Origin of the sequence: Paraburkholderia sp. MM6662-R1, from assembly GCF_050436245.1 — a bacterium.
Taxonomy (GTDB): Bacteria; Pseudomonadota; Gammaproteobacteria; order Burkholderiales; family Burkholderiaceae; genus Paraburkholderia; species Paraburkholderia tuberum.
In genome coordinates this window covers 2,381,698-2,405,707 of record NZ_JBNDLV010000004.1, presented here as the reverse complement: position 1 = coordinate 2,405,707, position 24,010 = coordinate 2,381,698, and the positions used below count along the sequence as shown (strand labels likewise).

Annotated in this window: 21 protein-coding genes and 2 pseudogenes; 11 read left to right on the top strand and 12 right to left on the bottom strand. The window is 63.3% G+C overall.

Translation table 11 applies throughout. The annotated features are described in order from the left end of the window. Positions 1-109 precede the first annotated feature (109 nt). The gene (locus OKW39_RS40940) at positions 110-1,183 is read left to right on the top strand and encodes a TAXI family TRAP transporter solute-binding subunit (protein WP_429565257.1); all 1,074 of its coding nucleotides are present in this window, start codon (positions 110-112) and stop codon (positions 1,181-1,183) included. 45 nt (positions 1,184-1,228) lie between these two features. Here the strand turns inward: OKW39_RS40940 and OKW39_RS40935 are convergent, their stop codons facing one another. Further along, positions 1,229-2,668, bottom strand: coding sequence for a PLP-dependent aminotransferase family protein (locus OKW39_RS40935; RefSeq protein ID WP_429565256.1), 1,440 nt, complete (start codon positions 2,666-2,668; stop codon positions 1,229-1,231). A gap of 111 nt (positions 2,669-2,779) precedes the next feature. On the opposite strand from OKW39_RS40935, the gene OKW39_RS40930 reads away from it, so the two are divergent. From OKW39_RS40930 to OKW39_RS40920, 3 genes and pseudogenes are all read left to right on the top strand, one after another. Beyond that, positions 2,780-3,667: a DMT family transporter gene (locus OKW39_RS40930; RefSeq protein WP_184049973.1), complete on the top strand. Its 888-nt coding sequence runs from the start codon at positions 2,780-2,782 to the stop codon at positions 3,665-3,667. A 156-nt stretch (positions 3,668-3,823) separates the two neighbouring features. Continuing rightward, positions 3,824-4,192: pseudogene (locus OKW39_RS40925) on the top strand (hypothetical protein); the annotation flags it as partial. A 76-nt stretch (positions 4,193-4,268) separates the two neighbouring features. After that, on the top strand, positions 4,269-4,856 hold the full coding sequence (locus OKW39_RS40920) for an N-acetyltransferase family protein (RefSeq protein ID WP_429565255.1): 588 nt from the start codon (positions 4,269-4,271) through the stop codon (positions 4,854-4,856). Here the strand turns inward: OKW39_RS40920 and OKW39_RS40915 are convergent. From OKW39_RS40915 to garD, 9 genes are all read right to left on the bottom strand, one after another. Continuing rightward, the gene (locus OKW39_RS40915; RefSeq protein WP_026225863.1) at positions 4,853-5,407 is read right to left on the bottom strand and encodes a putative glycolipid-binding domain-containing protein; all 555 of its coding nucleotides are present in this window, start codon (positions 5,405-5,407) and stop codon (positions 4,853-4,855) included. The genes OKW39_RS40920 and OKW39_RS40915 overlap by 4 nt on opposite strands. A 924-nt stretch (positions 5,408-6,331) precedes the next feature. Then, a complete protein-coding gene (locus OKW39_RS40910) occupies positions 6,332-7,543 on the bottom strand; it encodes a porin (protein WP_429565254.1) in 1,212 nt (403 codons plus the stop codon). A gap of 77 nt (positions 7,544-7,620) precedes the next feature. Then, entirely contained in the window at positions 7,621-8,973 is a 1,353-nt protein-coding gene (locus OKW39_RS40905; protein ID WP_429403243.1) for a TRAP transporter large permease, read from the bottom strand. A gap of 13 nt (positions 8,974-8,986) precedes the next feature. Next, complete coding sequence (locus tag OKW39_RS40900; RefSeq protein WP_035470962.1) at positions 8,987-9,496, bottom strand: TRAP transporter small permease; 510 nt, start codon at positions 9,494-9,496, stop codon at positions 8,987-8,989. 177 nt (positions 9,497-9,673) lie between these two features. Continuing rightward, on the bottom strand, positions 9,674-10,666 hold the full coding sequence (locus tag OKW39_RS40895; protein WP_429565253.1) for a TRAP transporter substrate-binding protein: 993 nt from the start codon (positions 10,664-10,666) through the stop codon (positions 9,674-9,676). A gap of 325 nt (positions 10,667-10,991) precedes the next feature. Then, the gene (locus OKW39_RS40890) at positions 10,992-11,258 is read right to left on the bottom strand and encodes a hypothetical protein (RefSeq protein WP_184069222.1); all 267 of its coding nucleotides are present in this window, start codon (positions 11,256-11,258) and stop codon (positions 10,992-10,994) included. A 27-nt stretch (positions 11,259-11,285) separates the two neighbouring features. Continuing rightward, positions 11,286-12,215 (bottom strand): SMP-30/gluconolactonase/LRE family protein, encoded by a 930-nt coding sequence (locus tag OKW39_RS40885; RefSeq protein ID WP_090806080.1) that lies wholly within the window; start codon positions 12,213-12,215, stop codon positions 11,286-11,288. Beyond that, entirely contained in the window at positions 12,212-13,066 is an 855-nt protein-coding gene (locus tag OKW39_RS40880; RefSeq protein WP_090806082.1) for an NAD-dependent epimerase/dehydratase family protein, read from the bottom strand. Before OKW39_RS40880 ends, OKW39_RS40885 begins: the two co-directional genes overlap by 4 nt. Positions 13,067-13,166: 100 nt before the next feature. Next, positions 13,167-14,756, bottom strand: a complete 1,590-nt coding sequence (gene garD / locus OKW39_RS40875; protein WP_429565252.1) for a galactarate dehydratase — start codon at positions 14,754-14,756, stop codon at positions 13,167-13,169. 255 nt (positions 14,757-15,011) lie between these two features. Between garD and kdgD the strand changes: the two genes are divergently transcribed. The 3 genes from kdgD to OKW39_RS40860 all read left to right on the top strand — a co-directional run bounded on the left by kdgD (position 15,012) and on the right by OKW39_RS40860 (position 18,478). Then, on the top strand, positions 15,012-15,929 hold the full coding sequence (gene kdgD / locus OKW39_RS40870) for a 5-dehydro-4-deoxyglucarate dehydratase (RefSeq protein WP_090806087.1): 918 nt from the start codon (positions 15,012-15,014) through the stop codon (positions 15,927-15,929). Between the two features lie 189 nt (positions 15,930-16,118). Next, complete coding sequence (locus OKW39_RS40865; RefSeq protein ID WP_429334015.1) at positions 16,119-17,477, top strand: MFS transporter; 1,359 nt, start codon at positions 16,119-16,121, stop codon at positions 17,475-17,477. Between the two features lie 257 nt (positions 17,478-17,734). Next, positions 17,735-18,478, top strand: coding sequence for a FadR/GntR family transcriptional regulator (locus tag OKW39_RS40860; RefSeq protein ID WP_429353881.1), 744 nt, complete (start codon positions 17,735-17,737; stop codon positions 18,476-18,478). A gap of 138 nt (positions 18,479-18,616) precedes the next feature. On the opposite strand, the gene OKW39_RS40855 is transcribed toward OKW39_RS40860, so the two are convergent. Beyond that, positions 18,617-20,200 (bottom strand): aldehyde dehydrogenase (NADP(+)), encoded by a 1,584-nt coding sequence (locus tag OKW39_RS40855; RefSeq protein WP_429565251.1) that lies wholly within the window; start codon positions 20,198-20,200, stop codon positions 18,617-18,619. A gap of 232 nt (positions 20,201-20,432) precedes the next feature. Between OKW39_RS40855 and garL the strand changes: the two genes are divergently transcribed. Together garL and OKW39_RS40845 are read left to right on the top strand one after the other, a co-directional pair. Further along, on the top strand, positions 20,433-21,233 hold the full coding sequence (garL, locus tag OKW39_RS40850) for a 2-dehydro-3-deoxyglucarate aldolase (protein WP_429565250.1): 801 nt from the start codon (positions 20,433-20,435) through the stop codon (positions 21,231-21,233). Then, on the top strand, positions 21,230-22,159 hold the full coding sequence (locus OKW39_RS40845; RefSeq protein WP_429565249.1) for a 2-hydroxy-3-oxopropionate reductase: 930 nt from the start codon (positions 21,230-21,232) through the stop codon (positions 22,157-22,159). Before garL ends, OKW39_RS40845 begins: the two co-directional genes overlap by 4 nt. A gap of 28 nt (positions 22,160-22,187) precedes the next feature. On the opposite strand, the pseudogene OKW39_RS40840 reads toward OKW39_RS40845, so the two are convergent. Then, positions 22,188-22,357, bottom strand: a pseudogene (locus tag OKW39_RS40840) (IS5/IS1182 family transposase); the annotation flags it as partial. Positions 22,358-22,634: 277 nt separating this feature from the next. On the opposite strand from OKW39_RS40840, the gene OKW39_RS40835 reads away from it, so the two are divergent. Beyond that, positions 22,635-23,468 carry an RNase A-like domain-containing protein gene (locus OKW39_RS40835; protein WP_429565248.1) on the top strand — a complete coding sequence of 278 codons (834 nt, stop codon included), beginning with the start codon at positions 22,635-22,637 and terminating at the stop codon, positions 23,466-23,468. After that, positions 23,468-23,758, top strand: coding sequence for a contact-dependent growth inhibition system immunity protein (locus tag OKW39_RS40830; protein WP_260321424.1), 291 nt, complete (start codon positions 23,468-23,470; stop codon positions 23,756-23,758). The genes OKW39_RS40835 and OKW39_RS40830 overlap by 1 nt, the downstream gene beginning before the upstream one ends. The last annotated feature ends 252 nt before the right edge of the window (positions 23,759-24,010 follow it).

The following is a 24,010-nucleotide window of genomic DNA, read 5'->3' as shown; positions in this document are numbered from 1 at the left end:
GACGGAGCGACCCTGGCAGCAGTTTGAACATGACATGGCAACCGGATCACTGGTGCTTCCACGCGCCACGCGTGAAGCGGGATCAATTTGACCGATAGGTAGAAAGATCATGCTGAAGAGACTCCTCGCGGGCTGGCTGGGCCTGGTGGTACTGGTCGTATGTTCGCTGGCCGGCGCGGAACCGGCGCACTACAAGATCGTCACCGGGCCGGAGCGCGGCACATATATCCAGATCGGCAATGACCTGTCGAAATGGGTGGCCCAGCCGGTTGGCATCGACCTCGAAGTGGTGGCGTCGAAAGGCTCCGCCGAAAACGTGCAGCGCATGCGTTTCGAGCCCGGCGTGAAGCTCGCGCTCGTGCAGTCCGACGTGTACCAGGCGTTCATCGACATGGCCAACTCGGGCAACCCCGATGCGGGCACGACGATCCGGCCGCTGCGACTGATCATGCCGCTCTACGACGAGGAAATTAACGTCGTCGTACGGGCGGATTCGCCGCTGAAAACGCTCGCCGACATCAAGGACAAGACCATCAGCGTCGGCCTGCTAGGCAGCGGCACCGCGCAGTCGGCGACGACGCTCTACCGCCTGATGTTCGGCCAGCCGATTCCGGAGCAGAACGTCGTGCATCTGAGCAACGAGGACGCGCTCGCCGCGCTGATCGTGAAGAAGATCGACGTCGCGATCATCGTGGTCGGGCAGCCGGCAAAGCTGTTCAACGACATGAAACCCGACCTGCTGTCACAGTTGCGTCTGTTGCCCGTCGATCCCAACGCGCCGGAGACGAACCGCGCGAAGCAGACCTACTTTCCGACTACGATCCACCAAAGCAGCTACCCAGGCTGGCTGAAGGAAGACGTGCCGGGTCTGACCGTCAAAGCGTTTCTGGTCACCTACGATTACGGCTTGCGCGACACAGTCAGCAATCTGGATCATTTCGCCGACTCGTTGTGCGCGAACTTCGACAATCTGCAGGAGCATGGCCATCCGAAATGGAAACAGGTGAAGCTCGAATTGCCGACGCTCGTTCGTGGGTGGAAGTACTACGGTCCGGTCGAGAAGCATCTGCGCGCGTGTCTCGCGAACCGCAGCGCGGCGATGAGCGCGGCGGCCGCGCAACCCGCGCCGAAACCGCACACGCCTTGCTCGGAAGAAGAACGGATGCTTCTGCTGTGCAAATAACGCTGTAGCGGGGGACCGCGAACGCCTGCTTCGCCTGAGTTCGTCTCAGACCCGCTCGCGCCCCGCGCCGGCCGACACCGTGCACGCTTGCATCGCCCGTTGCAATGCCTCGTACACCTTCGGGCAATTGCATTGCGACACGTTGAAACGCAGAAAGCCCGCCGCCGCTTGCGACGCGCTGAACACGTTGCCCGGCGCGAACACGACGCCCGCCGTCAGCGCATGACGGGCGATGTCGGCGGCATCGAGCGCCCCGGGCAAGCGCGCCCACACGAACAGGCCCGCGCGCGGCCGTGTCCAGATATCGAGGCCCGCATAGCCGAGACGCCTGATGGTCTCTCCCATCGCATCGGCCAGCTTCGCGCGCATCGCCTCGAGATGACGCCGATAGGTGCCGTCGACTAGCATCCGATGCACGACGCTCGCCGCGAGCTGACCGTTGCCGAACGATGTCGCGAGCTTCAGATCGATCAACGGCTCGACCCATTCGGCGCGTGCCGCAATATAGCCGCAGCGCACCGCCGCCGACAGCGTCTTCGAAAAGCTGCCGATCGACACGACGCGCGCGAGGCCATCGAATGCGGCAAGGCGCGGCGCGGCTTCGTCTTCGAAGTCCGCGAAGATGTCGTCCTCGACGATCAGCAGATCGTGCTCACCGGCGAGCTTCAGCAGCCGGTGCGCGACGGCCGGCGCGAGCGTCGCGCCGGTCGGATTGTGGATCGCCGAGTTCGTCACGTAGAGCCGCGGACGCTGCTCGACCAGAACGCGCTCGAACGCCGCGAGATCCGGTCCTTGCGGCGTGTACGGCACGCTCGCGATCCGCACGCGATGCGCGCGCAACAACGCCTGAAAATTGAAATAGCAAGGATCGTCGATCAGCACCGTGTCGCCGGGTTCGAGCAGGAAGCGGCACACGAGATCGAGCGCATGGGTGCCGCCGTCGGTCAGCAGGATCTGCTCGGGCGGCGCATCGACCCCGTGCGCGGAAAGCCGCCACGCAAGCTGCTGACGCAGCGCGGGCAAGCCCGCCGGGCTCGCGTAATCCGCGAGCAGCGATTGCGGATCACGGGCAACCGCGCGCAGCGCGCGCCGCACGCCATCTTCCGGCAACCACGAAGCCGGCATCCAGCCGCAGCCGGGCTTCAGCGCTTTCGAGCCGGTCTCCAGCGACTGCCGCATGAGCCACAGCGGATCGACCTCGCGATCGAGCCGCGGCCCGAGATCGGCGAGCGCGAGCGGCGGCGCATGGCCCGACACGAAGAAGCCCGAGCCGCGCCGCGCGATGATCACCCCTTCCGCAACGAGACGGTCGTAGCCTTCCACCACGGTCGACTTCGACACGCCGAGCGTGTCGGTCATCGCGCGGATCGACGGCACGCGGGCGCCCGGCATCAGCGAGCGGCTCGCGATACGCTCCCGCAGATTGTTCATCACGAGGCCGACACGCGTGCCCGGCACCGTCTCGTTGTTCTCGCTTTCCGCCATCTGTACTGCTCCCATGTTCGGTACAGTTTGTACGAACTGTACTGATCTGTAGCTTAACGTTTACGGCCGCGGCGCGCATCATGAGACTCTTTCAGCGCAGGGACGTTTGCCATGGACAAAACCACCAACGGCTGGCTCAGCGGTTTCGCGGGCGTGCTGATTTTCAGCGGCTCGCTGCCGGCCACGCGGCTTGCCGTGCAGGGCCTCGATCCGGTGTTTCTGACCGTGGCGCGCGCGACGATCGCGGGCATCCTTGGACTGCTGCTGTTGCTGGTGTTCCGCGAGACGCGCCCGGAGCGGCGCGATCTGCTGCCGCTCGTCGTGGTCGCGCTCGGCGTCGTGGTCGGCTTTCCTTTGCTGACCGCGCTCGCGCTGCGTCATGTGAGCGCCGCGCATGCGGTCGTGTTCATCGGCCTGCTGCCGCTCGCCACCGCGATCTTCGCCGTGTTGCGCGGCGGCGAGCGGCCGCAGCCGGCGTTCTGGCTGTTCTCGGCGCTCGGCAGCGCGGCGGTGGCCGCGTTCGCGCTGCGTCACGGCATCGACGCCTCGCCGCTCGGCGACGCGCTGATGCTCGCGGCGATCGTCGTGTGCGGGCTGGGCTACGCGGAAGGCGCGCGGTTGTCGCGTCATCTCGGCGGCTGGCAGGTGATTTCGTGGGCGCTCGTGCTGTCGCTGCCATTGATGCTGCCGCTCGCATGGTGGACGCGGCCCGTGTCGTTCGACGGTGTCGGCGCCGCCGCGCTGTGGGGACTCGCGTACGTGTCGCTGTTCAGCATGCTGATCGGCTTCGTGTTCTGGTATCGCGGGCTCGCGCTCGGCGGCATTGCGGCGGTCGGCCAACTGCAGCTGCTGCAGCCGTTTTTCGGGCTGCTGCTCGCCGGCGTGCTGCTGCACGAGCAGGTACCGCCATCGATGATCATCGTCACCGTGATCGTGGTCGCCTGCGTGGCTGGCGCACGGCATTTTTCGCGCGCCGCGCCGGTGCGGCGGCCGGTCTGACGCGGCTCGACCGTCGCACGGCGAACAGACTTTTTCAGGATCGAATTGCGCGAGCCGTGGATCGATCTGTCATCATTTCGCAGATTGGCACAACCAGCGCCCCGCGCCGCGTTCCGTCGTGGCCCGAGCGACTGCGCGCAAACCGTTGAGCTTCATGAACCGAGCGTCGCTGACGGCTCCTCGCCGCGCGACGCCGCGCTCGCCCAATCGCTCGAACTCGAGATCGGCGCGATCCGGCACGTGTATGAACTCGCGCGCTCGCCGGCCTTCGCGCGCGTCGCCGAGCGCATGGCGAACGCCGATGCGGTCTACATCCTCGGCATCCAATCGACGCGCGGCATCAGCAACGCGTTCTACAGCTATCTCGAATACATCCGCCCGCGCGTGTTCTATTCGGACGGCATGTCGGGTTCCTACGTCGATTCGCTGATCTCGGCGGTCGTCGAACGGCGTGGACCGGCTATCGACGAACGCGTGGCGCGTAATCGCGAGCTGCAGAGCGAGTTCGATCAATGCGATCTTTGACCCGCTTCAAATCCGCCCCGGCGACAGGCATAGTGAAGACTTCCGCCAAACTGCGCCCGCCACGACAGGACCCCGCATGAGTTCACCCCGCCCTCCGCTCGACGCCCCGCGGATCCGCGACGCCAGCGAAGCCGACCTCCCCGCGATCCAGGCGATCTACGCGCATCACGTGCTGACCGGTGTCGCGTCGTTCGAAGAAACCCCGCCGTCCGTCGACGATCTGCGCGCGCGGCTCGCAAGCGTGCGCAGCCACGGACTGCCATATATGGTCGCGGAGATCGACGGCGACGTGGCCGGCTATTGTTATGCGACGCCGTATCGCCCGCGCGCCGCCTATCGCAACACGATCGAAGACTCGATCTACGTCAACGACGCGTATCGCGGACGCGGCATCGGACGCGTGCTGCTGCAGGCGCTGATCGAACGTTGCGAGACCGGACCGTGGCGTCAGATGATCGCAGTGATCGCCGATGGCGGCAGCGGCGGCTCACTGTCGTTGCACGCGCAACTCGGCTTCGAGCTGACCGGCACGTTGAAGGCTGTCGGCTACAAGCACGGCCGCTGGCTCGACACGACGCTGATGCAACGCCCGCTCGGCCGCGGCGCATCGACTGGGCCCGACGACGACTCAAACGCAGCAGGCGACGCCGAACGCACAACCTAACGCGCGCGCGGCAAACGCGTGAACAAGGTCGGATAGTCGATCACGAGACCATCGCTATCCACGCGCAAATTGGCGGTGAATTCGCGAAAAATGCCTTCGTAGCGGTACTCGCCATTCAACTCGATGCACGTGTAGGCCTGCTCGGCGCGCGTGACCTGCAAGTCCGGCGTCGAGATATACGCGACTTCGATCGGCTGACGTTCGCCTTGCGCCAGTTGCAGCCGACGGATCGGCAACGTATTGGTGTACGGCGTCGCCGCGATATCGATGTCGATACAGCCTTCGATCGCGCTGAGCGCGAGGCCGTGCCCGTCGTGCCAGTGGCCGTCGCCATCGCCATGCAGCTCCAGCTCGCCACCGCCGACGATCTTCAGCCGCGCGTAGCGCGTGCGCCAGCGCGCATCGCAGCGCACCGCGTAATGCAGCCCGTACGCCTTGCCGTAGCGCTGCCCGACCACGACGCTTTCAACGGCGAAGCCATCGTCGCGCGCATCGAATACCAGATGTTCGATGCCATCGCCCTCTTCCGAAGCCCATCGTAATTCACGCATCGGCGTCTCCTCGCGAAACGGCGCAGGAAAGCGCGCCGGGCTTTCATCGTAACGCGAAAGCCCGCGCGCGAGGCAATCCCAACCGAGATCTGGCACCGCTGGCGAGACCAGCGCCTGCGATGCATCAAAATGAAGCATCATCGGGTAGGAGGCGGGGTTGCCCCCGCCGTCCTCCCACAACACCGGACGTACGGATCACGTATCCGGCGTTTCCTGACGACTGGATTGCTCCAGCGAGCTTCGTTTCGTTCGTCGTGTCGCCTGTCGTTCAATGGACACCCCAACCTCTCTCAGGCTTCCGGCCGTCAAGTTTGATCGCAGGCTCCCGGCTGTGCCGAGACTTGTGCCCAAACGCTCAGAGAGCACGCGTGACTATCCACTCTCGTCAGGTTCGGCCCTTCACTGCTCCGGTTCCGAGCCGCTACTATGGCCTCTGCTGACTCCCGCCAGCCCATCCCGGCACCTTGCGATGCCAGTAGCACAAGGCAGACTGACGGGGCTCCCAGGGTAATGCGCGCGACCTTCCTGCTTATGCCTGTCGGATCTACGTCGTGGCGTTCCGTGCAAGTATTGGGCTTTACAGATCTTGGACTGCTCACCCCGCCACACCGCCTGATATCCGCTTCCTGTTCGTCAGGCCAGCATTTTGCCTGCGGCTTCCTTCAGATTCCGCCTTACGACGGACACCCTTGCCGTTCAGCTAGCACTTCCCCTTGCCGGGTGTGCAGAGGACTTTCACCCCCAAGTCATCCGGCTCGCCACCACAGCGGGTCGGACAGCGCCAGTCACGGCGCTACGCGCCATGCCTGGCGCACCAAAAAAAAGCTGCGCACGTAATGTGCGCAGCTTTGCGAGACTGACGACGCGAAAAAAACGCGTCGATGTGGCGGCAAAACAACGTGCCGCCACGTATTCAGTAACTGTTTAGAACTTGTGGATGATACCCACGCCAACCGCGGTCTGGCTGCGCGACGAGGACGGCGAACCGTTCTGGCCGTCACCGATGCTTGCCACTGCGTTGATGATGGACTTGCCGTTGCCCGACAGCGTCTGGCCGCTAGCGCGCTGATACGCTTCGAGTGCGTACAGGCCGGTGCGCTTGGACAGCGAGTAGTACTGCGACAGGTTGAACTGGCTGTAGCTAGCCGTGCTCTCAATGCCGTTCGACGACGTTGCACGGGTGTAGCTATAGCCAGCGGCCAGGTCCAGCACCGAGATCGGCTTCCAGTGCAGCACTGCGCCACCGGTATTCCAGATCTGCGTGTCGTGGAACAGCGAAGCCTGGCCCGCAGCGTATTGAACGTTCGAGTATGCGAACGAAACGTCCCACTGCGAGTTGAACGCGTAACCACCCGTCACCGCAATGCGCTGCTGCTTCGCTGCGGTCTGGAAGCCGTTGTTGATTGCCGAGACGGACGGCTGAGCGCCGTTGTTCGACGCCGTGGAATTCCACGCGGGGGTGCCAACGGTCGCCGCGTTGTCAATGCGCTGGATACCTGCCGCGAGACCGATCGGGCCGTTCAGGTACTGTGCCGCAACGCTCCAGGTTTGGCCGGCTGCGAAGCTGCCCGCGTTGCCGCCCAGTGCGTACGAACCGCTAACCGTCAGACCGGCAAAGCTCGGCGACGTATAAACCAGTTGGTTGTTCACCCGGAACGTCGTATCCAGCGAGTCGATATCACCCGGATGCGCACCGTATGCACCGGTCAGCCACGTGGTCGGGCTATAGGGCGAGAGCAGCGTGTAGTACGAGGTGTACCCGCGGCCTGCCGTCACCGTACCGAACTGAGCGTTCGTCAGACCGATCCATGCCTGGCGGTTGAATGCCAGACCCGACACACTTTGCGCGCCAGTTGCGCTGTTAAAGCCTTCTTCCAACTGGAAAATCGTCTTCGTGCCGCCACCCAGATCTTCCGAGCCCTTCAAACCGAAACGGCTGCCTGCCCAGATGCCGTTGATCATCTTGACTTGCGAGTTGCCAGCGACGGTCTGCGGTTTCGCCGCCGTGGTCAGCGACGCCGAGCTGTTCTGCCAACCCAGGCCCGTATCGACGATACCGTAAAGCGTCACGCTGCTTTGCGCATGTGCGCCCAGGGCGACCAACCCCAAGGCCGAAGCTAAGAGAGTCTTTTTCATTTTTACTCCTCTGTTAAAAACTTTCTAATGCGGCCTATGCGAGCGCCGCTGAGTGTGGGTAAGACGTTTTATTTGGATCAGAACACCGGATGGCCGTTGATGATGCTCGGCAACCAGGTCGAGAACCACGGGACATAGGTGACAATATTGATGGCCGAGAAGATAGCGAGGTAATACGGCCAAGCCACCTTAGTAGTTTCCCCTATCGACACATTGCCAATTGCGCAACCAATGAACTGCACCGAGCCAATCGGCGGATGCACGAGACCCAATGCGCAGTTCAGCAGAATCATGATGCCGAACTGAACCGGGCCCACCCCGTTGTGCATGGCCATCGGCAGGAACAGCGGGGTTGTGATCAGGATGTGCGCCGCCATGTCGACGAACGTACCGAGGAACACCTGAATCACGTTGATGTACAACAACATCAGCCACGGCAGCGAGGTCGCGCCGTCGAGCATGCGCTCGATCGCCTCCGGGATCTCCAGATAGGCCATCTGGTAGCGCAGCATGTTCGACACACCGATCAGCAGCAGCACCACGCCGGTCGTTTTCGCGGCCTTGCCGAGCGCATGGCCGAGCTTCTTCATCGACAGCGAGCGATACACGACGATGGTCAATATCAGCGAATAACCCACGGCGATTGCGGCCGCCTCCGTCGCGGTGGCGATACCGCGCGCCACGCAGAACAGAATGATCGCGATGACCATCAGACCCGGCACCGCGCCGACGAACGTGCGCAGCACCGCCATCCAGCCCGGGAAACGCTGCAGTTCCGTCGAACCGTCGGGACGGCGCGGGTAGCCGAACTTGACGGCCTGCCAGTAAGCGGCGATCAGCACGAGGCCCATCACCCACAGCACCGGCAACAGACCCGAGAACAGCAGATCGCCGATCGACACGCCGCTCATCTGCTTGCCGTTCAGCACGCCGCTCACGCCTTGCGCGGCGAACGCGTAGATGATCATGTTGGTCGACGTCGGCATCAGCGCGCCGGCGAGCGACGAGTGCGTGGTCACGTTGACCGCGTATGCGGCGCTATAACCTTCGCGCTTCATCAGCGGGATCACGACGCCGCCCATGGCCGACGTATCCGCGGTCGGCGAACCCGACACGCCGCCGAACAGCGTACAGGCGACCACGTTGGCCATGCCGAGGCCACCGCGGAAATGGCCGACCGAGGCCTGCGCGAAACGCAGGATGCGGTCAGCGATGCCGCCGTGGAGCATCAGCTCGCCGGAGAAGATGAAGAACGGGACCGCGAGGAACGAGAAACCGTTCATGCCCGAGATCATCGACTGCATCGCGGTCGCGGTCGGCAAGCCTTCGAACAGGTACGTCAGAACGCAGGACAGGCCCAACGCGAATGAAACCGGAACCCCGAGGAAGAGGAAGATTAGAAAACTGGCGGTAAGAAGGGCAAGTTCCATGATGGTTCTACTTTTATTCCGTGGCGGAGAGTTCGAGCGCCGGCTCTTCCCGTTTCCCCGCGAAGAGTTCGAGCAGATGCTCGATCGAGAACAACGCGATGCACACACTCGCGAAGATCGGGATGCAGTAGCGCACGCCTTCCGGCACGCCGATGATCGGAATGCGGTCGCCCATCGTGGTTTCCGCCATCTCGAGGCAACCGACGAAGACCGCCACCGCGAAAGCGACCAGACACAGGTGCTGAATCCCTTTCGCGATCACCTGGCCTTTCTCGGGCAATTTCTTGACGAGCGAGTCGAGTCCGATGTGACCGCCCTCGCGAACCTTCAGCGCGGCGCCGAACATCGCGATCAGGATCACCAGCAACAATGCGATGGGCTCAACGAAATCGGGCGCGTCGCTAAACACGTAGCGCATCACCACGCTATAAATCACGAGCAGGCAAAGCACGGCGAGGCTAAGCGACGCCACGACCAGCAGCACGCGAAAAAGAAAATCATTTGGGCGTTTCAGGAAACTCATGACCCTGTCCTTGCTTACGACCGACCTGTGCTTGAGATTCAGCCGTCCCGATGCGACGCGATCCGCACGCGCGCGCGAAATCGCGCGGCGGAAGGTCTCGCGAGTTTCCTCGCGGGACCATTCACGCCGCTGTTGCGACAAGCGTTGCTATTGCTGATTGCGTCCGGGACGCGTGACTTACTTGATTGCTTCGATCTCGTCGACGATCTGCTTCATTTGCGGGGTCTTTTCGTACTTCGCCCACACAGGCTGCATCACCTTCACGAAAGCCGCGCGGTCGATCTGCGAAGCCGCGATGACCGTTGCGCCACCCTTCGTGACGGCCTTCTGTGCGTCGGCTTCGCGCGCGGTCCACAGCTTCTGGTAGTAAGGCACCGAGTCAGCCGCGGCCTTCTTGATGATCTGCTGCTCTTGCGGCGACAGCGTGTCCCACACCTTCTTCGAGAACACCAGCACTTCCGGCGTCATCGAATGCTGGGTCTCCGAGTAGATCTGAGCAACTTCGAAGTGCTTGGTTTCTTCGTACGACGGCAGGTTGTTTTCGGCACCGTCGACGAGGCCGGTCTTCAGGCCCGTATAGACTTCCGAGAACGGCATCGGGGTCGGCGTGCCGCCCATTGCCTTGATTTCGTCGACCATCAGGTCGGACGGCTGCACGCGGACCTTCAGCCCCTTCATGTCAGCCGGCGATTTGATCGCCTTCTTCGCGTACATCGAGCGTGCGCCGCTCTCGTAGAACGTCAGTGCGATCATGCCCTTCGCGGTGAAGGCGTCGAGGATCTTCTGGCCTTCCGGACCGTACATGACCTTGCGGAAATGGTCGACGTCGCGGAACAGGAACGGCAGCGACGGGATCATCGATTCCGGCACGATTTCGTTGAACGCAGCACCGTTGGCACGGGCCATGTCGAGCGCGCCGATACGGACCTGGTCGATCGTGTCGTTTTCCGAACCGAGCGCGCTGTTGCCGAACACCTTCACGGAGTCCTTGCCGCCGGTCGCCTTGCTGATCTCCTCGCCCATGTACTTCACGGCCATGTTGGTCGGGAAGGTGTCGCCGTGCACATCGGCGACGCGGAACACGCGCGCTTCAGCCGACATCGTGCTGAACGCCAACGCCGCGGCCGCGACGATCATCGAAACATGGGAAGAGGCAAACTTCTTGTTCATCGTGACATTCCTTGAAAAATAGACCATCCCAGCAACAGCGGATGTGACATGGTTTTGACGCGTCTCCGGCTTCACGCTCACTGCCTTCGCAGGTGCGGGCGTTGGCCGTACTGGCTGTGCGACTTCCCCGGCACAGTTGACCCAGCACTCCAGTCGACAACTCGACTACTCGACTACTTACTTCAATCACGCCGGCCGGCTTCGGATATGCATGCCGCATCGACCGCGGCGGCACGAATGCCTTGAAACCCACCGAATTGCACTGTCACACCAACACAGAAAGCCATTTGTTTGGGCTTATATGTTGTACGACAACATACGAAGTCTATAAAAGGGGTTTTATCTTGTACAGACGGTATTTACCCGCATCAAGAAAAGCGCCGGTACGGATGACCGGCGTGGCATGCCACAAGGTCCCACGCCGTCCGGCATTGGATGGGGACGGAATCGGTACAGTCTGCGGAGCTGTGGTATTTTTGCTGAAGAAATACGTGGCGGCGTGGTCTTCACACAACACGTTGTACGACGAGTGACAAATAAAGGGCCACACGAATGGTCCTGAAAAATCAAAACGCCGGGAGAAAAACTTCATCCCGGCGCATGCTTCATGCAAGCAACGTTACAGTTGCCCTGCGAATTCTGGCTCAGGCAGCCCGCTCACGCCGGGCCGCAGCGCGAACACGTGGCCGTCGTGCTCGCTCGCGCCGTTGGCGGGACGAATCGAGGTGACGAACAGCGTATCGAGATCGCGGCCGCCGAACGCGCACATGGCAGGCTTGATGGCCGGCACCGGAACCTGCCGGTCAAGCTTGCCCTGCGGCGTAAACCGCAGCAGCAGACCGGCGTCGTTCGCGCAGATCCAGTAGCAGCCGTCGGCATCGACCGCCGCGCCGTCCGGACGGCCCGAATAGTGATGCAGGTCGGCGAACACGCGGCGGTTGCGCGGCTCACCGCTGTCGACGTCGTAGTCGAACGCCCAGATCAGCCGGCGCAGCGGATGCGAGTCGGACAGATACATCGTCGTGCCGTCCGGCGACCAGCCCAGGCCGTTCTGCGTGATCAGCGAAGCGACGACCGGCGCTGACAGCACGCCCTTCTCGTCGAAGCGGTACAGCGCGCCGCCCGGGATCGCCGCGGCCATGTCCATCACCATCGTGCCGGCCCAGAAACGCCCTTGCCGGTCGCAGCGGCCGTCGTTGAAACGCATTCCGCCGTGCGGGAATTCAGGCGCCGCGAGCTTGCGCAGCGACGCTGTCAGCGGCTCGCCGCTCGCCGCTTTCGACGCGTCCGCGAGCGTGAGCGCGAACAACCCGGTCTCGCAGCCGGCGAGCACGGTGCCGGCGTGATCGAACGCGATGCAGGCAACCTGCTCCGGCAGCAGCCATTCGCTGCGCTGGCCCGTCGCGAGCGAACCGCGCACGATCTTTTTCGCCGGAATGTCGACCCAGTACAGCGCCTGCTCGGCCGCGCGCCAGACCGGGCTTTCACCGGTGGCCGCGGGCAACCGACCGGCCGCTTCGAAGCGCTCCACTTGCGGATTCGCGCTCATTGCTTAGGCTCCCGCTTCGGCTCCATCGGACCGGCTAGCACGAACGGGCCGCCCTGGTACAGCTGGGTCGGGTCATCGAAGCGCGTGTCGGGGGCGCTCGGTGGGAACAGGTGTTCGAACTGCGCCGAGCTGTCTTGCGGACGGTAGCCGAGAAACGCGGCGTTCGTGTTGTCGACCCACGAGATGCGGTTATTCGACACGCCGTAGACGATCGCGTGACCGACGCGGTTCGTGAACAGCGAGCAGCGCACGAGCTCGATGAAATCGCGGTAGCTCAGATACGTGATGAGCATGCGCGCGGTCTTCGGCTGCTCGAACGATGAGCCGATCCGCAAACACACGGTCTCGAGACCGAAGCGGTCGAAGTAGTAGCGCGACAACGATTCGCCGAAACACTTCGTCACGCCGTACATGCCGTCCGGACGAAGCGGCACTTCGGTATCGATAACCGACGTCACCGGATGGAAACCCACCGCGTGATTCGAGCTCGCGTAGATGATGCGCTTCACGCCATGCTTTTGCGCCGACGAGTACACGTTGTAGAGGCCGCGGATGTTCGCTTCGAGCAGGTCTTCGAACGGCGCTTCGACGGAGATGCCGCCGAGATGCACCACCGCGTCCACGCCTTCGAGCAGCGCGTGCACGGCTGCTTCATCGGCGAGATTGACGACGGCCGCTTCCTCGTGCGCGGCGACTTCGCCGAGCGCAGCGATATCGGACACGCGCACGATGTCGGCCCATTGCGCGAGCGCGGGACGCAGTTGCTTGCCGAGGTTGCCCGCGGCGCCGGTGAGCAGCAGACGGCGGAAGGGTTTCTTTGCCGCGGAGCGGTCAACGTTCAAATCGGTCATGTCTCTTGGATGTTGTGATTGCGATCGGGTCTTCTGAACGGAAAAGCGAGCGCCGGCTGGACCGGCGCTCGCCCGAGTATTGACGGGGCACGGTGCCTGCTCAGGTCACCGGCGCCGGGTTGAACAGCGTCAACGCATTGTGCAGTCCGAGCTTCTCCGCGCAGGTTTCCTTGCGGCCGCTCGCGACTTCGAGCATCAGGCGGAACAGTTCCCAGCCCACCTCCTCGATGCTGGACTGGCCGGTCGCGATCGTGCCGGCGTTGATATCCATCAGATCGTGCCAGCGACGCGCGAGGTCCGAACGCGTCGCGACCTTGATGACCGGTACTTCGGCGAGGCTGTACGGCGTGCCGCGGCCGGTCGTGAACACGTGCAGCGTGATGCCCGAGGCGACCTGCAGCGTGCCGCAGATGAAGTCGCTGGCCGGCGTCGCCGCGTAGATCAGGCCCTTCTGATTGACCTTCTCACCCGGCGACAGCACGCCGGAGATCGCCGAGTTGCCCGACTTGATGATCGAGCCCATCGCCTTTTCGACGATGTTCGAGAGGCCGCCCTTTTTGTTGCCGGGCGTCGTGTTCGCGCTGCGGTCCGCGCCGCCGCGCTTCAGGTAATCGTCGTACCACTGCATCTCGCGGATGATCGCCTGTGCGACGTCCGCATTGGCCGCGCGCGCGGTCAGCTGATCGACGCCGTCGCGCACTTCGGTGACTTCCGAGAACATCACGGTCGCGCCGGCGCGCACCAGCAGGTCCGTTGCGAATCCGACGGCCGGGTTCGCGGTCAGGCCCGAGAACGCGTCGCTACCGCCGCACTGCACGCCGATCACCAGATCCGACGCCGGACAGGTTTCGCGACGGCGGTTGTTCAGGCGCTTCAGATGCCCTTCGGCCATCCTCATGATCGACGTGATCATCGACTGGAAGCCGACGTGCGATTCGTCCTGCAACACCACGACGTCGCCGTTCTGGTCCAGCGCGACATTACCGATGTCCGCGACGTCGTCGACGACCGCCGCGGCCGCGATCGGAATCGTTCCCGGCGGCATCAGACGCTCGGGCTGCAGCTTCTCGCAACCGAGGCTCACCATCATCACTTCGCCGCCGAAGTTCGGGTTCAGCGCGATGTTGCGCACGGTGCGGATCGGCACCATCGCGTCGGGCGCGTCGATCGCGACGCCGCAGCCGTAGGTGTGACCGAGGCTGACGACATCGTCGACATTCGGATATTTCGGCAGCAGCTCGGCCTTGATGCGCGTGACCGCGTGTTGCACGACGTCGGCGACGCACTGCACGGTGGTCGTGATCGCGAGGATGTTGCGCGTGCCCACCGAGCCGTCCGAGTTACGGTAGCCCTCGAACGTATAGCCTTCGAGCGGCGGCATGTCCGGCGCTTTGGTGGTGGCGATCGGCAGGTCTTCGAGTGCCGGCGGGCTCGGCATGCGGATCACGTGCTCGTTGATCCAGCTGCCCTTCGGCAGCGGCTTCAGCGCATAACCGATCACGACGTTATAGCGGATGACCTCGTCGCCCTCGGCGAGATCGGCCACCGCGACCTTGTGGCCCTGCGGCACACGCTCGCGCAGCCTGAGGCCATCGGCAAATACCGCGCCCTCGCCCAGACCGCCGTCGTTGACGACGATCGCGACATTGTCATTGGGATGAACGCGGATGTAGAGCGGAGTTTGTTCCATTGATCGATCCTTGAGGCGTGATAGACCTGCTTCGCCAGTAATCATACGTCATCCTACAACGCGAAGTTTCGCCCGGATGTTCCGTATTTACCCTATAGCGTGAATTATGCCGTGAAAACCCCGTTGAGTTACCGGATTTGTTGTTGTACGATGACGTATAAGAAATCTGACTTCCAAAGATTTTCTACTAGTACGACGTCCGTTGTACTGGTTGGAACTAACAACGACCCAATCCGACGCCTGGATACTTTGATCATGACGACACCGCAGGAACTCAAGCAGATCGTTTCGGAAGGCCTCCTGTCCTTCCCCGTCACCGACTTCGACGCTAAAGGCGACTTCCGCGCCGACACCTACGCAGAGCGTCTCGAATGGCTCGCTCCGTACGGCGCATCGGCGCTGTTCGTCGCCGGCGGCACGGGCGAATTCTTCTCGCTGACGCAAGACGACTACACGCAAGTAGTCAAGACCGCGGTCGAGGTCTGCAAGGGCAAGGTACCGATCCTCGCCGGCGCCGGCGGCCCGACCCGCGTGGCGATCGCCTACGCGAAGGAAGCGCAGCGCCTCGGCGCGCACGGCATCCTGCTGATGCCGCACTACCTGACCGAAGCAAGCCAGGACGGTATCGCCGAGCACGCCGAAGAGGTCTGCAAGGCTGTTCCGGGCATGGGCATGATCATCTACAACCGCGCGAACTCGAAGCTCAACGCCGACATGCTCGAACGTCTGGCAGACCGTTGCCCGAACCTGATCGGCTTCAAGGACGGCGTGGGCGAGATCGAAAACATGGTGACGATCCGCCGCCGCCTCGGCGAGCGCTTCTCGTACCTCGGCGGCCTGCCGACCGCGGAAGTCTACGCTGCCGCCTACAAGGCGCTGGGCGTGCCGGTGTACTCGTCGGCGGTGTTCAACTTCATTCCGAAGACCGCGATGGACTTCTATCGCGCGATCGCCGCTGACGACCACGCGACGGTCGGCAAGCTGATCGACGAATTCTTCCTGCCGTACCTGAAGATCCGCAACCGCCGTGCCGGCTACGCGGTCAGCATCGTCAAGGCTGGCGCGAAGCTGGTCGGCCACGACGCAGGTCCGGTGCGCGCACCGCTGACCGATCTGACGCCGGAAGAAATGGAACAGCTCGACGCGCTGATCAAGAAGCTCGGACCGCAGTAAGGCACCGGCGTCAGGGCTTCGAGCGAAGTAGCTCGCGAGCCTCATCGATGAGGGCCGCCTAGACGGCCGCGTGGCGAACGCCCGGCACAGCAACGTCGCCGGGCGTTCGTGTGTTTGCCCGACAGGCAGGTGGTCTGCGGGCCACCCGGTGTGCAGACTACACCTCGCCCGACAATACAGGAGATGACCATGGACTTGAGCCGCTCGGCCAGTTCCACCGACGCCGCTTCTAGCGCGGCACGCACCAAGGTCCGCTACGGGATCCTGCTGCTGATCTTTGTGATCACCACCCTCAACTACGCCGACCGCGCGACGCTGTCCGTCACCGGTTCCGCAATGCGCACCGCGTTCAGCCTCGACGCGATCCGCATGGGCTATATCTTTTCCGCATTCAGCTGGGCTTACGTGCTGTCGCAACTGCCGGCCGGCTGGCTGCTCGACCGTTTCGGCGCGCGCCGCGTGTACGCGGCGAGCATCTTCTCGTGGTCGCTATTCACGCTGCTGCAGAGCTCGGTCGGCCTGCTCGGCAGCGCCGGTGCGGCGATTACCGGCCTGTTTGCGCTGCGCTTCGTGATGGGCGCGGCCGAGTCGCCGGCGTTCCCGGCGAACGCGAAGGTCGTCGCGAGCTGGTTCCCGACCAACGAGCGCGGCACCGCGTCGGCGATCTTCAACGCCGCGCAATACTTCGCCGCGGTCGTGTTCACGCCGCTGATGGCGTGGCTCACGCACGCGTTCGGGTGGGAAATGGTCTACGTCGTACTGGGCGTGGCCGGGCTGCTGCTCGCGCTGACGTGGCTGAAGGTCATGAAGAATCCCGCCGACCATCCGCGCGTGTCGCGCGCCGAGCTCGAGTACATCGAGCAAGGCGGCGGCCTCGTCAGCGGTGCGCGCAAGACGCACCCGGACGATGTTTCGAAAGCCGGCGGCTGGACGCTCGTGCGTCAGTTGCTCAGCAACCGCATGCTGCTCGGCGTCTATCTCGCGCAGTACTGCATCAACGTGCTGACCTACTTCTTCCTGACGTGGTTTCCGATCTACCTCGTGCAGGCGCGCGGCATGACGATCCTGCATGCGGGCCTCGTGGCCTCGCTGCCGGCGATCTGCGGCTTTCTCGGCGGGGTGCTCGGCGGCGTGCTGTCGGACGGAATGATCCGCCGCGGCTGTTCGCTGACCGTCGCGCGAAAGGTGCCGATCGTCGGCGGCATGCTGCTGTCGACCTGCATCATCGGCTGCAACTACGTGTCGACCGACTGGGTCGTCGTCGCGCTGATGTCGCTCGCGTTCTTCGGCAAGGGCATCGGCGCGCTCGGCTGGGCGGTCGTCGCCGATACGTCGCCGAAGGAAGCGCTCGGCTTGTCCGGCGGGATCTTCAACATGTTCGGCAACATCGCCGGCATCGTGACGCCGATCGTGATCGGTTATCTCGTCGCGCGCACGGGCTCGTTCAATGGCGCGCTGGTGTTCGTCGGCGCGAACGCGCTGCTGACCGTGATCAGCTATCTGGTGATCGTCAAGGACATCCGGCGGGTCGAGTTGCGCCCGGCGTGAGCCCGTTATAGGCTTGGTTATCGTCGCGGTTATCGTCGCGGTTATCGTCGCGGTTATCGTCGCGGTTATCGTACTTCCGGCCGACCGACCCGGCGCCTCGCGCGATCTATCCGCGCCGAGGCGCCGAACTTCGGGCCTGCGCCGATATGCGTGACATTTGCGCCGGAAACGATCCGGCCTTCTATAATCAGTCGTCAGACGACGATATAATAAAAATGCACGATTCCCAGCGATCTTTCAAACAAGGAGCGTTTTCGATGGCTACACCACTAGCATCCGCGGCACCGCCACGACGCGCTCGCAATCTTGCCGAGTTCGTCGTCAACTACGTCACCGAGCAGATCGCGGCCAACTTGCTGAAGCCGGGCGACAAACTCCCCACTGAATCGCAGCTGATGAGCACACTCAGCGTGAGCCGCACGGTGATTCGCGAGGCGATCTCGCGCCTGCAGGCAGGCAAGGTCATCGAGACGCGGCACGGTATCGGCAGCTTCGTGCTCGAGCCGCAACGCGAAAAGCTCGGCATCGACATGGTGCCCGCCACCACGCTGCGCGACGTGCTGTGCATTCTGGAGCTGCGCATCAGCCTCGAAACCGAATGCGCCGGTCTCGCCGCGCAACGCGCGAAACCGGACGACCTCGCGCGCATGCGCGCGGCGCTCGACGCGATCGAGGCCACGCGCCACAACGGGCTCGACAGCGTGCAGGCCGACCTGCAGTTCCACATCTCGGTCGCACGCGCAACCGGCAACCGCTATTTCGTCGACATCCTGTCGCAAATGGGCAGCGCGCTGATTCCGCGCAACCGGCTCGACTCGGCCGGCATCGCGCGCGCCGATCCTGATGCGTATCTGTCGCTCGTGAACCTCGAGCATGAAAGCATCCTCGAGGCGATCAGCCGGCACGACGCCGAAGGCGCACGCGCGGCGATGCGCATGCATCTGTCGAATAGCCGCGAGCGGCTGCGTCGCGCGAATGAAGCGAGCGAAGCGAACAGCTGATTCTCACGAAGCTCGCGGGCGAAAAAAATGGCCGGGAATCTCCCGGCCATTTTTTTATCTTGCGATTGCGTCCGCCCCTCACTTCGATGCGCGCCCGGCCGGCCCGGGCGCGCATCCGTTCAGGACGGCGTCACGCGATTAACCGCGCGTGAGTTCCCCATCGCGACGACGCCACAGTTCGAGCGGATTGCCGTCAACCAGCGTTTCCGGCAGCAGCTCGGCCGGGAAGTCCTGGTAGCAAACCGGGCGTAGGAAGCGATCGATCGACGTGGTGCCGACCGAGGTCGCTCGACTATCCGACGTTGCCGGGAACGGGCCGCCGTGGACCATCGCGTGGCACACTTCGACACCGGTCGGGAAGCCGTTGACCAGAATCCGGCCGGCCTTGCGCTCGAGAATCGGCACCAGCTTCTTGGCAGCCGCCACGTCGGCGCTGTCCATCTGCAGCGTCGCGGTCAGCTGGCCCGCGAAGTGTTCGGCGACCTTCAGCATTTCCTGCTCGTCCTTGCAGCGGATGATCGTCGACACCGGGCCGAATACTTCGTCTTCGAGCGCCGGGTTCGCGAGGAACGTCTGCGCGTCGGTCACGAACAGCGCCGCGCAAGCCTGGGTCGGGCCGGTCGCGGCGACGCCGCGTGCCACGACTTCGACGCCCTTCGTCGCGGCCAGCTTGCCTTCGCCCTCCTCATACGCGGCGTGAATGCCCGAGGTCAGCATGGTCTGCGCCGGCTTCGCCGCGAGCGCTTCCGATGCCGTCGCGACGAAGCCCTTCAGCGCGTCGCTGTCGATCGCGATGGCGAGGCCCGGGTTGGTGCAGAACTGGCCCGCGCCGAGCACGAGCGAGTCGACGAAACCGCGCGCGATGCCGTTGCCGCGTGCCGCAAGAGCGTTGGGCAGCAGGAATACCGGGTTGATGCTGCTCATTTCCGCGTACACCGGGATCGGCTCCGGACGCGCCGCCGCGACGCGCATCAGCGAAGTGCCGCCCGCGCGCGAACCGGTGAAGCCGACCGCCTTGATGGCCGGGTGCGCAACCAGTGCCTCGCCGACCGAGTTACCCGCGCCGACGATCATCGAGAACACGCCTTCGGGCAGATCCATTTCCTGCGCGACGCGCTGGATCACGCGACCGACCAGCTCCGACGTGCCGAGGTGAGCGCGATGCGCCTTCACGACGACCGGGCAGCCAGCAGCCAGCGCCGCGGCGGTGTCGCCACCCGCTACCGAGAACGCGAGCGGGAAGTTGCTCGCGCCGAACACCGCGACCGGACCGAGCGCGATCTTCTGCATGCGCAGATCCGAGCGCGGCAGCGGCTTGCGCTCCGGCAGCGGCGAATCGAGCGTAGCGTTGAGCCACTGGCCCGCGCGCACGGTCTGCGCGAACAGCTTCAACTGGCCGGTGGTGCGGCCGCGCTCGCCTTCCAGACGCGCCTTCGGCAGTCCCGATTCAGCCTGCGCGCGCTCGATCAGCTCGTCGCCGAGCGCGGTGATGCCGTCAGCGATACGGTCCAGGAACTCGGCGCGCACTGCGAGCGGCAGTTGACGGTAGGCGTCGAACGCCTGTTGCGCGAGCGTGCAGGCCTGCTCGACGTTCTCGACGGTGCCGCTGCCGAACACCGGCTCGGCAATCTCCGAACCCGTGGCAGGATTGAACGCGCGCAGCGGTTTTTCTTCGCCGCGCACGGCTTTGCGACCGATCAGCATTTCGCCGGTAATAGGCATTTTTGACTTTCCTTTAATGAAGGCTAAAGATATAGGTCATCCTACAACGTCGCGGGGTCCCTATGCAACCCGAAACGCTTGTCTGACAGGCGCATACGGGTATACTCGCCCATTACAACCGGGCCGTGCGGTGCTAATCTGTAGCCAGTCATACGACGACTTATAACTCGCATTTCGCGGTTTAGCATTGTCGCAGCTTTTCCCGATCCATCGCAGTTCGAGGAGACACCGCATGCCCGCCGTCACGCCTTACGAATCCTTGCCCAACCGCTTCCGGCGCGCGGTGCGCGAGGGAAAAACCCAGATCGGCTGCTGGGCGTCGCTCGCCAGCCCGATCGCCACTGAACTGCTGGGCACGGTCGGCTTCGACTGGATGCTGCTGGACGCCGAACACGCGCCCAACGACGTGCTCACGCTGATCCCGCAGTTGATGGCGCTCAAGGACAGCGGCAGCGCACCGGTCGTCCGACCACCGGCCAACGACAGCGTCGTGATCAAACGTTTTCTCGACAGCGGCTTCTCGAACTTCCTCGTGCCCTTCGTCGACAGCGCCGACGACGCCGCCCGCGCGGTCGCGTCGACACGCTATCCGCCGCAGGGCATTCGCGGCGTATCGGTCGGCCATCGCGGCAATCGCTATGGCACCGTGTCCGACTACTTCGCGATCGCCAACGACAACGTCTGCGTGATCGCGCAGATCGAAAGCCGCAAGGCGGTCCAGAATATCGACAGCATCCTCGCGGTGGACGGCATCGACGCGGTCTTCATCGGTCCGTCCGACCTCGCGGCGTCGTATGGCCACCTCGGCAATGCGAGCCATCCGGACGTGCAGCAGGCGATCGCGCATGTGTTCGCACGCGCGCAGGCGGCCGGCAAGTCGAGCGGCATTCTCGCGCCGCTGCAGGCCGACGCGGAACGGTATCTGTCGATGGGCGCGCGCGTCGTCGCGGTCTGCGCGGATCTCGGGTTGCTCAAGGGCGCCGCGCAGGCGGCACAGAAACACTTCATGCAGAAACCGGCGGGCGAGGCTTGAACGCGGCCGCCACGACATCTTCGGAGCATTCCATGCAAAAAGCAGGCTTTATCGGACTCGGCATCATGGGCAAGCCCATGGCCGCCAACCTTCTGAAAAACGGCGTGTCGCTGGCCGCCTTTACGCGTAGCGGCGTGCCCGCCGAGCTTACGCAGGCCGGCGCCCTCGCATGCGACAACCCCGCCGCGGTCGCCGCCAACGCGGACGTGATCTTCATCATGGTGCCTGACACGCCGGACGTCGAACGCGTGCTGTTCGGCGAGAACGGCCTCGCGAGCGCGCTGCGCGCCGGCCAGACCGTCGTCGACATGAGCTCGATCTCGCCGATGTCGACCCGCGATTTCGCGGCGCGCGTGCGCGAATCCGGTGCCGATTATCTCGACGCGCCGGTGTCCGGTGGCGAAGTCGGCGCGAAGGCCGGCTCGCTGACCATCATGGTCGGGGGCGAACAGGCCACGTTCGACAGCGTGAAGCCCCTGTTCGACATGATGGGCAAGAACGTCACGCTGATCGGTTCGGTCGGCGCGGGCCAGGTGTGCAAGGTCGCCAACCAGGTGATCGTCGCGGCGACCATCGAGGCGGTCGGCGAAGCGCTGCTGCTCGCGTCGAAGGCGGGTGTCGATGCGGCGCGCGTGCGCGAGGCGCTGATGGGCGGCTTCGCATCGTCGCGCATTCTCGAAGTGCACGGCGAGCGCATGACCAGGCGCACGTTCGATCCGGGCTTCCGCATCGAACTGCACCAGAAGGACCTGAACCTCGCGCTGTCGACCGCGCAGGCGCTCGGCGTGTCGCTGCCGAACACCGCCACCTGCCAGGCGCTGTTCAACGCGTGCGTCGCGCACGGCGGCAAGGCGTGGGACCACTCGGCGATGGTGCGCGCGCTTGAAGTGCTCGCGAATCACGAGATCGGTCAGAAGAGCGCGTAAGCGCGCTGTTGCACGGCGCCACTTCACAGTTGCGATCGGGTTTTCCGTCTGTCCGCATGTGACCGATGGCCGGCTCGATCGCAATTCGTCGTCTGATCGGGAGCGATGCTCTTCTCACGGTCGACCATGACGGCTTCCGCCGCGGCATCGCTCTGAATTGCCGCCTGATCCAACGCTTCTAACCAGCGTATGACCATCACCGCGTGAGCATAGCTCGCGACCTTTAGTCTCCTCATTAACGGCAGATGCTCTCGCAATTTTATTGCAAGCTACGCGCCCCTCTTGCGCCTGTCACAGCGTACGGCGTGGGTAGTGACCGGGCTGCCATGGCATTCGCCCCCATGCCCTTGCGCCATTCAATCCAACTAACGTCCGATCGAGCGAACCATCGGGACGCACTGGCTGGCACAAGAATCATCCTTCGCCCATTCCCTCGCTCTGTACCCGGCTGTTAGCTTGATAGCCCCAGTCCGGAGTGTCATATAACCAGGATTCGGATGGCGTGCGCGTCGTACTCAGTGCGCCACAACTGGCGGCGGTGCTGACCCGCCAATCGATCAGCCACAGCGAAATGCTTTCCAACCGGCTATGGGGCGGATTGCAACTTGTCGGCGGTCTGCTGGAAATGGTCGGGGCCGGCGCGCTGTGTGTGATGCCAGAACCGACCATGGCAAGCAAGGCCGGATGCGTTGTGTTCGGCGTACACGGCTCAAACACAGCGGCCGCTGGCTTGCGTCAGATCTGGACGGCGCGAGATACGGCGACGCTAACCCAGCAGGGCACGACGAAACTCGCCGAAGCGATGAATGCCAGTCCCGAGATGGCGAACAATATCGGTCTGTGGCTCGATATGGTCGTGCCGTTTGGCTTTGCTGGTTCGATCAAGGCTGTACGGACTTCGCAGATCGTGATGGGCCGGATCGGACTGATGGAGCACGAAGCGAAGGACGGTAGCCGGATCGGCGGGCATACAATCGAAAAGCATGTCGGGCGGACTGAGGCGCAATTGCGCGAGAGGCTGCGCTTGGAACCCAAAAGAGACGTAGTATCGTCGTTTCGGGATTTACCGACGGCGGAATGGGCGATCTCCAAGGTTATGGAATCCAACACACTGAAAATCAGGAGTTGGGCTCAATCAAATCCGAGACATGCGTTAACTCTATTCCATAACGTTGGAAAAACTGTAGGTTATGGAATTAACCGAGAAACCGGGCAAGTAAAGGGTATGAGTATGGTTCAGGTTGTCTTGAAATATGAGAAATACAATGGAATGCCATATTACATTTTGACGTCTTATCTACTGAAATGATGAACGAAGAATCATATCCCCAGTTCTATGTCCTGTTCGGGGGATATCTCAACCAAGATAGCGATCTCTGGGGTGACACTCTGGAGCAGGTTGTATCGTGCTTCAAGGGAGACAGTTCTACAGAAGAAATTGCAGAGACGCTGCGCGAAATAGATAAATATAAAAAAGAAGCAGGCGAAAATCTTGACCAAAAGTTTTACGAAGATTATGGATTTAATTTCCATCCGAAATTGTGGGGATACACTACCGCATCCTTCTTTGACGAATTAAAACGTCTGCTGGGCGACTAATCTGCTTGCCGGCTGCAACGCTCACGGCGCAACAGCGCCATCCTGCAAACGGCCGCAAAACCGAATCGGGTAGGAGGCGGGGTTGCCCCCGCCGTCCTCCCACAACACCGGACGTACGGATCACGTATCCGGCGTTTCCTGACGACTGGATTGCTCCAGCGAGCTTCGTTTCGTTCGTCGTGTCGCCTGTCGTTCAATGGACACCCCAACCTCTCTCAGGCTTCCGGCCGTCAAGTTTGATCGCAGGCTCCC

Coding starts and splice junctions, on each gene's coding strand:
- OKW39_RS40940 (WP_429565257.1), top strand. CDS start 110: ATGCTGAAGAGACTCCTCGCGGGCTGGCTGGGCCTGGTGGTACTGGTC.
- OKW39_RS40935 (WP_429565256.1), bottom strand. CDS start 2,668: ATGGCGGAAAGCGAGAACAACGAGACGGTGCCGGGCACGCGTGTCGGC.
- OKW39_RS40930 (WP_184049973.1), top strand. CDS start 2,780: ATGGACAAAACCACCAACGGCTGGCTCAGCGGTTTCGCGGGCGTGCTG.
- OKW39_RS40920 (WP_429565255.1), top strand. CDS start 4,269: ATGAGTTCACCCCGCCCTCCGCTCGACGCCCCGCGGATCCGCGACGCC.
- OKW39_RS40915 (WP_026225863.1), bottom strand. CDS start 5,407: ATGCGTGAATTACGATGGGCTTCGGAAGAGGGCGATGGCATCGAACAT.
- OKW39_RS40910 (WP_429565254.1), bottom strand. CDS start 7,543: ATGAAAAAGACTCTCTTAGCTTCGGCCTTGGGGTTGGTCGCCCTGGGC.
- OKW39_RS40905 (WP_429403243.1), bottom strand. CDS start 8,973: ATGGAACTTGCCCTTCTTACCGCCAGTTTTCTAATCTTCCTCTTCCTC.
- OKW39_RS40900 (WP_035470962.1), bottom strand. CDS start 9,496: ATGAGTTTCCTGAAACGCCCAAATGATTTTCTTTTTCGCGTGCTGCTG.
- OKW39_RS40895 (WP_429565253.1), bottom strand. CDS start 10,666: ATGAACAAGAAGTTTGCCTCTTCCCATGTTTCGATGATCGTCGCGGCC.
- OKW39_RS40890 (WP_184069222.1), bottom strand. CDS start 11,258: ATGAAGTTTTTCTCCCGGCGTTTTGATTTTTCAGGACCATTCGTGTGG.
- OKW39_RS40885 (WP_090806080.1), bottom strand. CDS start 12,215: ATGAGCGCGAATCCGCAAGTGGAGCGCTTCGAAGCGGCCGGTCGGTTG.
- OKW39_RS40880 (WP_090806082.1), bottom strand. CDS start 13,066: ATGACCGATTTGAACGTTGACCGCTCCGCGGCAAAGAAACCCTTCCGC.
- garD (WP_429565252.1), bottom strand. CDS start 14,756: ATGGAACAAACTCCGCTCTACATCCGCGTTCATCCCAATGACAATGTC.
- kdgD (WP_090806087.1), top strand. CDS start 15,012: ATGACGACACCGCAGGAACTCAAGCAGATCGTTTCGGAAGGCCTCCTG.
- OKW39_RS40865 (WP_429334015.1), top strand. CDS start 16,119: ATGGACTTGAGCCGCTCGGCCAGTTCCACCGACGCCGCTTCTAGCGCG.
- OKW39_RS40860 (WP_429353881.1), top strand. CDS start 17,735: ATGGCTACACCACTAGCATCCGCGGCACCGCCACGACGCGCTCGCAAT.
- OKW39_RS40855 (WP_429565251.1), bottom strand. CDS start 20,200: ATGCCTATTACCGGCGAAATGCTGATCGGTCGCAAAGCCGTGCGCGGC.
- garL (WP_429565250.1), top strand. CDS start 20,433: ATGCCCGCCGTCACGCCTTACGAATCCTTGCCCAACCGCTTCCGGCGC.
- OKW39_RS40830 (WP_260321424.1), top strand. CDS start 23,468: ATGAACGAAGAATCATATCCCCAGTTCTATGTCCTGTTCGGGGGATAT.